12 protein-coding genes are annotated in these 12780 nt (G+C 59.0%); 9 read left to right on the top strand and 3 right to left on the bottom strand.

The window, feature by feature from the left end; genetic code table 11:
- Nucleotides 1-39: 39 nt before the first annotated feature.
- The 5 genes from AC58EF_RS07940 to paoC all read left to right on the top strand — a co-directional run bounded on the left by AC58EF_RS07940 (nt 40) and on the right by paoC (nt 5944).
- Complete coding sequence (locus AC58EF_RS07940) at nt 40-1317, top strand: cation:dicarboxylate symporter family transporter (protein WP_497275825.1); 1278 nt, start codon at nt 40-42, stop codon at nt 1315-1317.
- A 59-nt stretch (nt 1318-1376) separates the two neighbouring features.
- The gene (locus tag AC58EF_RS07945; protein WP_497275826.1) at nt 1377-2087 is read left to right on the top strand and encodes a hypothetical protein; all 711 of its coding nucleotides are present in this window, start codon (nt 1377-1379) and stop codon (nt 2085-2087) included.
- 61 nt (nt 2088-2148) lie between these two features.
- A complete protein-coding gene (paoA, locus tag AC58EF_RS07950) occupies nt 2149-2793 on the top strand; it encodes an aldehyde dehydrogenase iron-sulfur subunit PaoA (protein ID WP_497275827.1) in 645 nt (214 codons plus the stop codon).
- Nucleotides 2790-3746: an FAD binding domain-containing protein gene (locus tag AC58EF_RS07955; RefSeq protein ID WP_497275828.1), complete on the top strand. Its 957-nt coding sequence runs from the start codon at nt 2790-2792 to the stop codon at nt 3744-3746. Before paoA ends, AC58EF_RS07955 begins: the two co-directional genes overlap by 4 nt.
- Nucleotides 3743-5944 (top strand): aldehyde oxidoreductase molybdenum-binding subunit PaoC, encoded by a 2202-nt coding sequence (paoC, locus tag AC58EF_RS07960; protein WP_497275829.1) that lies wholly within the window; start codon nt 3743-3745, stop codon nt 5942-5944. Before AC58EF_RS07955 ends, paoC begins: the two co-directional genes overlap by 4 nt.
- Here the strand turns inward: paoC and AC58EF_RS07965 are convergent.
- The gene (locus tag AC58EF_RS07965) at nt 5919-6410 is read right to left on the bottom strand and encodes a hypothetical protein (RefSeq protein WP_497275830.1); all 492 of its coding nucleotides are present in this window, start codon (nt 6408-6410) and stop codon (nt 5919-5921) included. The two genes, paoC and AC58EF_RS07965, sit on opposite strands and share 26 nt — an antisense overlap.
- Nucleotides 6411-6851: 441 nt before the next feature.
- Between AC58EF_RS07965 and AC58EF_RS07970 the strand changes: the two genes are divergently transcribed.
- From AC58EF_RS07970 to AC58EF_RS07985, 4 genes are read left to right on the top strand one after another with little or no spacing between them, the layout of a single operon-like run.
- Nucleotides 6852-7463: a glutathione S-transferase family protein gene (locus tag AC58EF_RS07970; protein WP_497275831.1), complete on the top strand. Its 612-nt coding sequence runs from the start codon at nt 6852-6854 to the stop codon at nt 7461-7463.
- Nucleotides 7456-8694: a CaiB/BaiF CoA transferase family protein gene (locus tag AC58EF_RS07975; RefSeq protein ID WP_497275832.1), complete on the top strand. Its 1239-nt coding sequence runs from the start codon at nt 7456-7458 to the stop codon at nt 8692-8694. The genes AC58EF_RS07970 and AC58EF_RS07975 overlap by 8 nt, the downstream gene beginning before the upstream one ends.
- A complete protein-coding gene (locus AC58EF_RS07980; RefSeq protein WP_497275833.1) occupies nt 8691-9344 on the top strand; it encodes a carboxymuconolactone decarboxylase family protein in 654 nt (217 codons plus the stop codon). Before AC58EF_RS07975 ends, AC58EF_RS07980 begins: the two co-directional genes overlap by 4 nt.
- A gap of 45 nt (nt 9345-9389) precedes the next feature.
- On the top strand, nt 9390-10190 hold the full coding sequence (locus AC58EF_RS07985) for an enoyl-CoA hydratase/isomerase family protein (RefSeq protein ID WP_497275834.1): 801 nt from the start codon (nt 9390-9392) through the stop codon (nt 10188-10190).
- On the opposite strand, the gene AC58EF_RS07990 is transcribed toward AC58EF_RS07985, so the two are convergent.
- Together AC58EF_RS07990 and AC58EF_RS07995 are read right to left on the bottom strand one after the other, a co-directional pair.
- Nucleotides 10177-10362: a hypothetical protein gene (locus AC58EF_RS07990; RefSeq protein WP_497275835.1), complete on the bottom strand. Its 186-nt coding sequence runs from the start codon at nt 10360-10362 to the stop codon at nt 10177-10179. The two genes, AC58EF_RS07985 and AC58EF_RS07990, sit on opposite strands and share 14 nt — an antisense overlap.
- A gap of 330 nt (nt 10363-10692) precedes the next feature.
- Nucleotides 10693-12780 (bottom strand): TonB-dependent receptor (locus AC58EF_RS07995; RefSeq protein ID WP_497275836.1); only part of this gene is annotated, 2088 nt, incomplete at its 5' end.

The raw sequence follows: 12780 nt of genomic DNA on the forward strand, positions 1-12780 counted from the left end.
ACGGAACCGCCAGAGGTTCCGGAACTATGGATTGAGCGAATGTCCGTTTTGCGTCAACTTTACATTCAGGTTCTGATCGCCCTCATGCTTGCCGTGGCGCTGGGTATCGCCTTTCCAGATGCAGCCGTTGCGATGAAGCCCCTTGGCGATGCCTTCATCAAACTACTCCGCATGATGCTCGCGCCGATCATCTTCACCTCCGTGGTGCTGGGACTGTCGCATATAGCGGACATGCGGCAGCTCGGTCGCCTCGCTGTGAAATCACTCGTCTATTTCGAACTGGTAACGGTGGTCGCCATGCTGCTCGGCTTTATGGCGGTCAACCTGTTCCAACCCGGCGTCGGACTGCATGCCACCGACCTGGCGCTGAGCGAGAAAGCGGCCCAAGCGGCGAGTTCCGCCAAGGAGTTTACGGCCCTGAGCTTTTTCATGGGCATCATACCCGATACCCTTGTCGGTGCATTCGCCCATGGAGAAATTCTCCAGGTTCTCTTCATTTCGCTGCTGTTCGGTGTAGCCATGAGCCTGTGCGGGTTTACCCAGAATAGCGCGCCGATAAAGGCCATTGCCGGCTTTCAGGACCTGTTGTTCAAGGTTCTCGGCTTCATCATGCACCTTGCCCCAATCGGCGCCTTCGGTGCCATGGCTGCCGCCATAGGGGGCTTCGGCGCGACGACATTGCTCTATTTGGGCAAATTGATCCTGCTCTATTGGCTGACGAGCCTTTTCTTCGTCTTCGTCGTGCTCGGCGGCATCGCCATGTCGATGCGCCTTTCGCTTCTCAAGATCCTGCGTCTCATTCGGACGGAACTTGCCATCGTGTTCGGCACGGCATCCGGCGAGGTCGTGCTGCCTCGCCTGCTGCGCAAGCTCGAACGCGCGGGTTGCGATGGGTCGGTGGTGGGCTTCGTGCTCCCCGCCGGATATAGTTTCAATCTCGACGGAACGTCCATCTACATGGCGATGGCCGTGGGTTTCATCGCCCAGGCCACCGATACGCCCTTCTCGTTGATGGACCAGGCCGGGGTGCTGACCGTCCTCCTCTTCACCTCGAAGGGCGGGACCGCGGTTGCGGGGGGAGCCTTTATCAAGCTGGCCGCGACGCTTCAAAGTGTGCGGTCGCTACCGCTCAGCGGTCTTGGTCTGCTCTTTGGCATCGATCGCGTAATGGCGACCTGCACCGCGTTGACGAATCTCGTCGGCAACTGCCTGGCCGTGTTCGTGATCGCCCGTTCCGAAGGACAATTCGACGCGGCCAAGCTGGATGCGCTACTGGACGAACGGATTTACGAGGAAGCACAAAGCATCAAGGATTGAGCGATCGGACGCCCACCGACCCGCTCCGGTCAGGAACAAGAGAAACAGGAGGATTGGAAATGCGTTTCAAGACAATCGCGATCATCTGCATCTTCGGCGCGTTTGCGGGAGCTGGCGCTTCGGCCATGCAGCAGCAGCCAGCACCGACGGGCCAAACTCCCCCTAATGCTCCTGTGCGCGGTCCGATGAGCTTTTTCGTCACGAGCGAAACGATCGGAAATGGCGGTAATCTGGGCGGCCTGGCTGGCGCGGATGCGCTTTGTCAACGATTGGGTACGGCGGCCGGGCGCGGCAATGTGACATGGCACGCCTATCTTTCCACGCAGGGGGCCGGTGCGGTCAACGCACGCGACCGCATCGGCAAGGGTCCCTGGTTCAATTTCAAGGGCATCCAGATCGCCAAGAGCCTCAGCAACCTGCATGGCGATACGCTGGAAGAAGCCCAACTCGGCATGATGCTCGGAGGCCCCACCGGCCTGACCGACAAAGGCGAAGAGGTAAAAGGTTTCGGCATCGGCCCCAACAATACGCATGACATACTGACAGGTTCAACGGTGACGGGCAGGGCTTTCGCCCCGGGCCAGGATCGCACCTGCAGCAACTGGACAAGCAATGCCGAGGGTCAGGGCACCGCCATGCTGGGGCATGTGGACAAGGTGGGCGGCGGCAACGGGTCCTGGAACTCGTCGCACCCGAGCCGCGGTTGCAGCCAGAAGAATCTTGTCGAAACCGGAGGCAACGGCCGGCTCTATTGCTTTGCGGTCAACTGAGACGGTTGAACGACAAGGCTGAAATCCGCATTATGCTATGACGGAAGGCAGGTGATAGGCAATGGCATCGGATGATCCGCCACGGGTTACGCGACGTGCCGTTCTGGGCGGCGGCGGCACCCTGATGGCGGCCGGCGCCGTGCCTGTCCTTACAGACCCGGTCCAGGCGGCGCCGTCGCGGAAGGCCGCCGGAGACAAGATGGCCGTCACATGCACGGTGAACGGCAAGAATGTTCACCTTGAGATCGATCCGCGTACCACCCTGCTCGATGCCTTGCGCGAGCATTTGCATCTGACAGGCACGAAGAAGGGCTGCGACCAGGGACAATGCGGCGCCTGCACGGTCCTTGTCGAGGGACGGCGCATCAATAGCTGCCTAACCCTCGCCGTGCTCCACGAAGGCGATTCGATAACCACGATCGAAGGGCTGGGGACTCCCCATCGAATGCATCCGATGCAGGCGGCATTCGTGGCGCATGACGGGTATCAGTGCGGCTATTGCACCCCCGGCCAAATCTGCTCGGCGGTGGCGATGCTCGACGAGATCGAACATGGCATCCCCAGCCATGTGTCGACCGATCTTCAGAATATTCTTTTCTCCGACGACGAGGTCCGCGAACGAATGAGCGGCAACATCTGCCGTTGCGCCGCCTATCCCAACATCATCGCGGCGATCCGCGAAGTCGCGGGGAAGCAGAAGGCATGAGACCCTTCACGTTCGAGCGCGTGACCTCGCCGCAGGAAGCCGCGCGCGCCGCCGCCGAGAATGCAGGCGCCAAGTTCATCGCGGGCGGCACCAATCTGCTCGACCTGATGAAGCTACAGATAGAGACGCCACGGCACCTGATCGATATCAACAGGCTCAAGCTCGACCAAATTGCGCCAACCGGGGATGGGGGCTTGCGCATCGGCGCCCTGGTGCGCAATACCGATCTAGCCGCCGATAGGCGTGTGCGGCGCGACTATGCTGTGCTTTCGCGCGCGTTGGTGTCGGGCGCTTCCGCCCAGTTGCGCAATAAGGCCACTACCGCGGGTAACCTGCTGCAACGCAATCGCTGCCCCTATTTCTATGATCTCGCCATGCCCTGCAACAAGCGGCGCCCCGGCAGCGGCTGCGCCGCGTTGGGGGGCATCAACAGGGGACATGCCATTCTCGGCACCACCGACGCCTGCATCGCGGTTCACCCCTCCGACATGGCGGTTGCGCTGCGCCTGCTCGATGCGCGGGTGGAAACGGTCAACCCCGACGGGGCAACCCGTTCCATTCCCATTGCCGATTTTCATCGCCTGCCGGGCGACACGCCCCATATCGAACATGTTCTCAATCCGGGAGAGTTGGTGACGGCGGTCACCCTCCCCCGGCCGCTGGGCGGCCGGCATCATTATCGAAAGATACGTGATCGAGCTTCCTATGCCTTCGCACTGGTTTCGATCGCGGCGGTCTTCGGGCCGGAGGGGCGCGCGCGCTTCGCCTTCGGCGGCATCGCTACCAAGCCCTGGCGCTTGGAAGCCGCCGAGGATCTGGCGGCGCAGGGGGCGGATGCGGTGGCTGAGGCCGTTCTCGCCGGCTCCAGGACAAGCGCCCAGAATGCTTTCAAGAAGGACCTGACAGCGCGCGCGCTGGCGGCCTTGTTCGCGCAGGAAGGCAATCGGTCATGAAATTCGCCGAGCCTGCCGGCGCCAACCCGATCGACCGGCAGAACGTTGTCGGCATCGCCCATGACCGTATCGACGGACCGATCAAGGTCACTGGTCAGGCTCCCTATGCCTATGAGCGTCACGACGCCGCGCCCAATGCAGCTTATGGCTGGATCGTCGGGGCGGCCATTGCCAAGGGACGCATCCTTTCCATCGACAGCCGCGAGACGGAGCGCGCGCGCGGCATACTCGCGGTCGTCACCTATGCCAATGCAGGCCCTCTCAAGAAAGCGGGTGTCAATGTGGCTCCCCTGCTGGGCGGGCCGCAAATCGCTCACTATGATCAGGCGTTGGCGATCGTCGTCGCGGAAACGCTGGAGCAGGCGCGCGACGGCGCCCGGTTGCTGCGTATCGACTATGAGCGGGAACCCGGACGCTTCGATCTGAAGGCCGAACGCGCTCATGCGGTGAAGCCTGAAGAGGGCGAGCCCGACACAACCGTCGGCGATTTCGCCGGCGCTTTCGCGCGAGCGGCGATCAAGATCGATCAGACCTATACCACGCCCGATCACAGCCACGCGATGATGGAACCGCACGCCACCACGGCCGCCTGGGTGGACGGGAAACTGACATTGTGGACCTCCAGCCAATATGCCACGAGCATGGCCCGCGCGCTGGCGACCACCCTCGGCATCAAGCCCGAAGACATCCATCTGATGACGCCCTATGTCGGCGGCGGCTTTGGAGCGAAGCTATTCCTGCGCGCCGATGCCCTGCTGGCGGCCCTGGGCGCCCGCGCCGTGGGACGACCCGTCAAGGTTGCCCTTGCGCGCGCGCAAATTCCCAACAACACGACCCACCGACCAGCCACGGTTCAGCGTATCCGCATCGGGGCGGACCACAACGGCCTTATCGACGCAATCGGTCATGAAAGCTGGTCGGGCGATCAGCCTGGAGGCGAAGTGGAAAGCGCTGCGCGTCAGACCCGCCTTCTCTACGGCGGCAAGCATCGGATGACGGCGCATCGTCTGGCAACGCTCGATCTGCCGGAGGGCAACGCGATGCGCGCGCCCGGCGAAGCGTCAGGCATGATGGCACTGGAAATCGCGATGGACGAACTCGCGGAAGCCTGTCGCATCGATCCAGTCGAGTTGCGCATTCTCAACGATGTTACCTATGATCCGGAGGCCGGGCCGGACCGGCCCTTTTCCACGCGCAATCTCGTCGCCTGCCTTCGGCAGGGTGCCGAACGCTTCGGTTGGTCCCGCCGCCATCCCAAACCAGGTCAGATGCGGGATGGTCACTGGCTGATCGGCATGGGCGTCGCCGCGGCGATTCGGCCCAATCTGAACCGCAGGTCTGCGGCGCGCGTGACGGTGGACGGCTACGGCCGCGTCACGGTCGAAACCGACATGACCGATATCGGCACCGGCAGCTACACCATCATCGCCCAGACGGCCGCGGAAATGCTGGGCGTACCGCTCGACGCCGTGACGGTCCGTCTGGGAGACAACCGTTTTCCGATGTCATCTGGTTCGGGTGGCCAGCGTGGAGCGAACTGCTCCACATCGGGTGTCTATGCGGCGTGCCTGGCGTTACGGGAACAGCTTGTGCAGAAGGCGGGTTTTGTCGGATCGGAAGACATTCTTTTCGAAGATGGCGCGCTCAAGGCGGGAGGTCAGACGATATCGCTCGGGCGCATCGCAGGGCGCGCGGGAATTTCGGCGGAGGATGCCATCGAATTTGGCGACCTCGCGTCCAGATTCGCACAGGCCGCCTTCGGCGCTCATTTCTGCGAGGTCGGCGTGGATCGATATACCGGCGAAGTCCGGGTTCGTCATATGCTCGGCGTCATGGCTGGCGGGCGCATACTGAACCCAAAGACGGCGCGCAGCCAGATCATCGGCGGAATGACGATGGGCGTGGGCGCGGCGTTGATGGAAGAGTTGGTGGTCGATCCGCGCTTTGGCTATTTCGTCAATCACGACATGGCCGAATATCCGGTTCCGGTTCATGCCGACATTCCCGACCAGGACGTGATCTTTGTCGAGGAACTGGACGATAAAAGCTCGCCGATGAAGGCCAAGGGAGTCGGCGAACTTGGCATTTGCGGCGCCGCCGCGGCCGTCGCCAACGCGGTCTATAATGCTTGCGGCATACGGATACGCGAATATCCGCTGACGCTCGACAAGATCATTCGAGAGTTAAAGCTCGACTGAAGCATTCTAAATCACATGTAAGTATAGTTCGACTAGCATAATCATGTGACGGGCTCGGAGTTGCAGAAACAAAGGAAAATAGCGCGACCCTCGAATAGACTCTGCGCGCGTAATATTTCGCACAAAGTATGACCATATGGACATAAGCCTGGCGCGGACCAGCGGCTACGGTCTTGGGATCGTCGGCCAAGGTGCATTGGAGGACGTTCGTCACGCGATGGATGTAACGCAGGGCAGTGGAGGAATCGAAGCCCGCGCATTCGGGCACCCTCGTTCCGGTATAATCGACATAGGCTCGGGTTGCCGCAGCAGGACTGCCCGCCTCGATCCGATAGACGGTCAGATATTTGAAAAGCTTGACCGTTACGCCGGGCAACATCTGCGTATCATTAAAGGCATAGCGCTGCGCGCTGAGGAAACCCTTCATCCCCGTCATCTTCGGCAGCCGTTTTTCGTCGAAGCACATTATATTCCGCATCCGCACCGGGAGTCGTGTCGGCCAAGATGAGCAGATCAAATTTGTCCTTGGCTCCCGCCGATGGGCTGAGTCCGCCCATTCCATTGCGCCATCAAGGCACAACGCCATTGTCGAATGTCTCCAGTCATTTCGGATTTCTCTCCCACGCGGCGCCTGCATATATTAGATTTAATATACTAGACTTTTAGGTTAAATGCATATAGCAAAGTTTTCAAATATGGCCCGCACGAAGGGGAAGGCACGCTTGCCCCTTCGTGCGGGCTTGAGAACAGGCTGAATAGATGCGGATCATATATAAGCGACTTGCGTTGAGACAATGTTCCATCGCCCGCCGGCCGGATACCCACAAACCATGAGGCATATCCCAAACTGCCGATGCGGACACCCCTCCGAGGCGCCCTGCTTTTCACTATCTATGGAGAACGAGCAATGAGGCTTCATTGGTCGCCACGTTCACCCTTCGTCCGGAAGGTTATGGTCGTTGCGCATGAGCTCGGGATCGCCGAGCAGATCGAGCTTGAGCGCAGCGTCGCTGCGATGACCCGCCCTAATCCCCAGATCATGGCGGACAATCCCCTCAGCAAGATCCCGACACTGGTGCTCGACGACGGTTCTGCCATATTCGATTCTGGTGTAATCGTCGAATATCTCGATTCGCTTCACGGTCATATGCTGATCCCCAGCAAAGGCGCCGGCCGCTGGAAGGCACTCACCCATCAGTCCCTGGGGGACGGTTTCCTTGATCTTCTGGTGCTGTGGCGTAACGAGCGCGACAAGCCTGAACAGATGGTGACAAAGACCTGGTGCGATGCCTTCGCCATCAAGGCGGAAGCGGTGCTGAACCATTTCGACCTGATGGCAGCGGAGTTGACGGGGGGACCTTTCGGCATTGCACAGATCGCCATCGGTTGCGCTCTTTCCTATGCCGACTTCCGCTTCGAGGATATCGGCTGGCGCAATGGACGCGACGCGCTTGCCGCCTGGCACGCAAATTTCTCGCGGCGCCCCTCCATGATCGCGACGGAAATCGAGGATGCCTGAATCGCGACAATCAGCGGGTCCTCTCTCTCATCTGCGAGTGCTCGATCTTGGCCGGATCATGGCGGCACCCTGGGCTACCCAAATCCTGGCCGATCTTGGCGCAGACGTCATCAAGGTGGAGCGTCCGAAGTTCGGAGACGATACGCGCAGCTGGGGACCGCCATTCCTTTCCGACCGGGAGGGAAAACGGACGGGCGAAGCCGGCTATTTTCTCGCGGTCAATCGCGGCAAACGGTCGATCACGATCGATATCACCACCGAAAAAGGTCAGGAAATCGTCCGTAAGATTGCCGATACCGCCGATATCGTGATCGAGAACTTCAAGGCCGGCGCGCTCGCCAAATATGGACTCGATGCTTCGACATTGCGAGCCGCCAAGCCAGATCTCATCTATTGCTCGGTCACCGGTTTCGGCCAGAATGGACCGCGCCGCGATCAGGCTGCCTATGATTTTGCCATTCAGGCCATGGGTGGCCTGATGAGTGTTACCGGCGAGCGCGACGATGCGCCCGGCGGCGGACCACAAAAGGTCGGTGTGCCGGTGATCGACCTGATGACGGGCATGTATGCCGCGGTGGCTATGCTCGCCGCCCTGGCGCGGCGTGAGCGAACGGGTCAGGGCGAGACGATCGACCTCGCGATGCTCGACGTATCGGCGGCTCTACTCGCCAATCAGGCGATGAACTTTCTCGTCTCCGGCCAACCGCCCCGGCGCGGCGGCAACCGGCATCCTAATATCCAGCCGCAGGACATCTTTGGATGCGGGGACGGCCAGATTGTGCTTGCGGTAGGGAATGACAGCCAGTTCACTAAGCTGTGCGATATATTGGGCCGGCCCGAATGGGCGAGCGATCCACGCTTTCTCAGCAATGCGAACCGGGTCGAAAATAATGAGATATTGACTGCCCTTCTTAACGAAGCCTTCTCTGGGTGGACACGAGGGGCGCTGGTGGAGGCGTTGGATAAGGGCGGCGTTCCTGCCGCAGCAATAAACAATGTGAGCGAACTGTTCGCCGATCCGCAACTCCATCACCGGGCTATGCTGCAACATTTATCACACCCGCTTTCCGGAAGTGTGCCGCAAGTCGTCAGTCCGATCCGTCTAAGCGACTCCCCGCTGGAATTTGATCGCGCTCCGCCATTGCTTGGACAGGACACTTACGCAATACTTAATGAACTAGGTTTTGATTCTAATGCCATGGCATCGCTATCGGCGGAGGGGATAATTTGAAAAACATTCATCCAATCGATCGGCAAATGGGGCTGGCGAATGGCAGCCGCATTCCGCTGCTTGAACCAACAGAAATGTCGCCGGAACAGCTCCGCGTATATGAAGAAGTGGTATTGGGTCCACGAGGCCGCATGATCGGCCCGCTGCGGGCTGCTATCCACAGCCCTGAACTGGCGCAACGCTGGGCTCGCTTCGGCGAATTTCTCCGTTATTCGACAAATATCCCGCCTCGTTACAAGGAATTGGCGATTCTTGTCACCGCTCGTCGCTGGAATTGTCAGGTCGAATGGTCCATTCACACCCAGGAGGCGGAGCGCGCCGGGTTGCCTATCGAAGTGATCGAGGCAGTAGGTCGCACCGAGGAACCGCCATTCGTGTCGGATGAAGATGTCATCATCTATGAGTTCACTCGGCGTCTCCATCAGCATGGGCATGTGGATCTTCCCACCTATGAAGCCGTTCGGACATTGTGGGGCAATGCCGGCGTCGTCGAGTTGACCGCCTTGATCGGCTATTATGGTCTGGTCGCCATGACTCTCAATGTCCATGAGATGCCGGTGCCCGAAGGATGCACGGCGAGCCTCCCCCCCGCGGCAACGCATGATTTGTCGATCTTGCCGCCGGCAGGGTTAGGGAAAGCGAAAATATAACCGGCGGCGTGTGTCGGATAGCATCGGAAATGGGACTGCCGGAATATGGACAGAGACAGACAGATATTCTTCGATAGCCTTGAAAAATTGACTGTCGAGATTCAAGATTTCGTTGCAACAGTTACTCTTTTTGCGCCGCCGGTGAACGCACAGGACCGCAAGCTCCGCGAGGAGATCGTGCGAACCTTCGACATTCTTGGCGCCGCCTCCGATGTGCGAGCGATCATCCTGACGGGCGCGGGCAAGACCTTCTCGGCCGGTGCCGATCTGACCGAACGGGCCGCCATTGCCAAAGAAGCTGGAGGATATGCGCGTCATAATCGCCTGGTGCGCGCTGCCTTCGATGTGGTGCTCGAATGTCCCAAGCCGGTGATCGCCGCCGTCAATGGCGCAGCGATCGGCGCGGGTTGCGTACTTGCATTGGTTGCAGACATCCTTTTGGTTGCAGAAGAATCTTTCATGGCGATGACGGAGGTGGATTACGGCCTTGCTGGCGGAGTGCGCCATGTTTTGCGTTCCTTAAGTCCGTCCGATGCACGGCTGATGATTTTCACCGCTCGCCGGATCAGTGGGCCGGAGCTTTACCGGATGAACGTAGCCTCGGCCTGCATTCCGGGCGAGCGGTTACTGGAGGAAGCGCTCAAAATTGCGCAGGAAATTTCCCGGAAGGTCCCGCTGGCGGTCGTCGCGGCCAAACGCTCCTTCGGTCTTACGGAAGAAATGCCGCTGCGTGACGGCTATCGTTACGAGCAGAGCCAGACCGCAATGCTTGCGGACAGCGAGGACACGCAGGAAGCGCTTGCCGCGTTTCGCGAAAAGCGCAAACCTGTTTTCAAGGGGCGCTGAATATTTTTGCGTTCAGCACATCGACAAGGCCGGTGGAGAACCCTGAGAAATTGTCGTCCAATCGCGGCAGATGACGCAGGCCTTTGTGAAAAGGGAGTTTGCCGGAAGCATGGTTGTCTTCGCGGTCGGTTGAGCTGCCGCATGATGAGGCTTCGCGGGCGGTCTTTCCCATGTTTAGACACATGCTTCTTGGATCAGGCTCAACACAGCGCGCTTGGATTTGATCGGACGTTTCGGCGATAAGCGGAGTAGCTGCGTTTGGAGATTCATTGGAAATAGACAGGCATTTCCGTCAGAACGCATGGTGCTGCTGCCGATGATCGATCACGGGATTTCATCCAGCTAATCATGTTTCCCGCATGTTGCTTGCCATGGAGCCGACATGCCTGCCTCCGTTGCAACATAAATTCCTTGAATCTGATGGCCTGCAACCGGAACCTGTTGAAATATTGGCATGGGAAAGGCGGTGCAGACTTCTCTCCGCACCGCCTTTCCCATGCAATCAATATTTAAAGGTGATGCCTACGGTCCACGTCCGGGGCGTGCCAACTTGGGCGACACTGGTGCCTCCAAACTCCTGCGGAGCAATGAACGATGTATTATAGGCGAGATCGAACAGGTTGGTGACATTGGTATAGAGGCGGAAATTGCGCCACTCGATGCTGCCACCCACATTGGTGAGACGATAGGGACGGGACTTCCACCGGTTAATCGGATAGAAGAATTGCTCGCCATAGAAGCTGACATCGCCGTTCAAATTCAGCTGGACGCCGTCCCCGACCTCATGGGTCCAGTCAAGCCCGACCAAGCCCTGATACCGTGGCGCCCACGGCACTTCCAGGCCAGCGATGTCGCGGGGCTGCCTATTATTATAGGGATCGATGAAGATGGAACCGGGAGCCCATTGGGCACGGCCCATGCCGAAATTCGCGTTCAGTGTCAGCTGGCGGGTCAGCGGAGCGACAAGATCCATTTCTATACCATAATTGTCGGATGGTCCCACATTGCGGATCACCGTCAATGGTTGGCGGGAGCCAGTGTTGAGCTCCGTATTCTGATACAGGCGATCCTTGTAGCGGATATAGTAAGCGGCCACGTTGAAGCGGATGCCGCCCGGGAAGGTCGCCTTCAGGCCGAGTTCGTAGTTCCAGTTGGTTTCTGGATTATAGGTCCGAAGGATGTTGACGCCATTATTACCGGTCAGTTCGAATATCCCGCCTGGGGTAAAGCCCTTTGAAACTGAGGCGAAGGCCAGGACGTCCGTGTCGATATCATAAGATATCGATGCCTTGGGTAGAACGAAATTCGACTTCTGGCTTTCTGAGATATTTATGCGAGGATCGCGCATCTTATTGCGCGACAAGCCATAACGGGCGCCCAGTTCGAAATTCCATGGTCCAGCCTCATAGGTCGCGTTAGCGAAAATTGCATAGTCCTTACTTCGCAATTCAGTATCAGTATAGCGATCAGGACGATTGGGACCCATGCTTACCACATAAGTGTCTGGATTATGGGCCTGGAAAAAGGCCCCGACAGTCCATTGGAATGGATCGTTACCGATGCTGCCCAAACGGAGTTCCTGGCTATACACCTCGCGTCGGGCGGTGGCCCGGGAGTGCGAGTCAAAGATAGGAAGCTTATCGGCATCTGCGGTTCTCCAATATTTCGACTTGAAAGCCGCGCTGATCGATGTCAGCGCCAAGGTGTCATTGAACCGATGTTCGATATTGACCGTTCCGGAGTAGATTTTGCGATTATAATGCGCCGGGAAATCCCCAAATATATTATAGGTTACATCATCGGGCGTATCCGGGGTCATCTGCAGGTTGAAGCGGCCGGTGTCCAGCCAGTTGCCGGTCAGATAAGCGGTGACGGTGGTGTTTTCGCTGTCATGGGCCAGGGTCAACCGTGCCCCGCTTTCATGTCCGGCATCCGCATGTGTGCGCAGAGTCTGGTTATATATGAAACCCTCGGTATCGGTGTAGAAGCCAGTAAGGCGGGCGTTGAGGCCGGGAAGCAGTGGTCCGGACACCATGCCGCCAAAATATTTGGTCTCGTAACTGCCATATTCGGCGGTGGCCTGCGCCTCGAAGCGATCGGTCGGGCGCTTGGTCACATATTTGATCGCACCGCCGATGTTGCTCCCGCCATAGAGCGTGCCCTGCGGGCCTTTCAGTACTTCCACCCGTTCGACATCGTCCAAACGCGCGCTCTGTCCTTCGAAAACCTGGACATCATTCACATAGAAGCCAACGCCCGGCGTCAGGCCGAAAACGCCAACGCCGCGCATCGACACGTCTGGCGTATTATCCTGACGGATGCGGATGTTCAGGTTGGGTGAGAAGCGGCGCAGATCGGAAACGGAAACAACACGCGCCTTTTCCAGTTGTTCAGAGCCGAGCGCTTGAATTGACATCGGCACATCCTGAATGCTCTCGTCGCGCTTACGGGCGGTGACGACGATGTTCTCGTCAGTTACGGATGCGTTGTCGGTGGATGGCCCACTTTGCGCCAAGTGAGAACGGCGGAGCAATATTCGACCACGGTAGCGGCGGGATAGTCCTGCTGCGGGCGGCGTAAAAGTCGTCCA

Source organism: Sphingobium sp. WR1 (genome assembly GCF_059693745.1).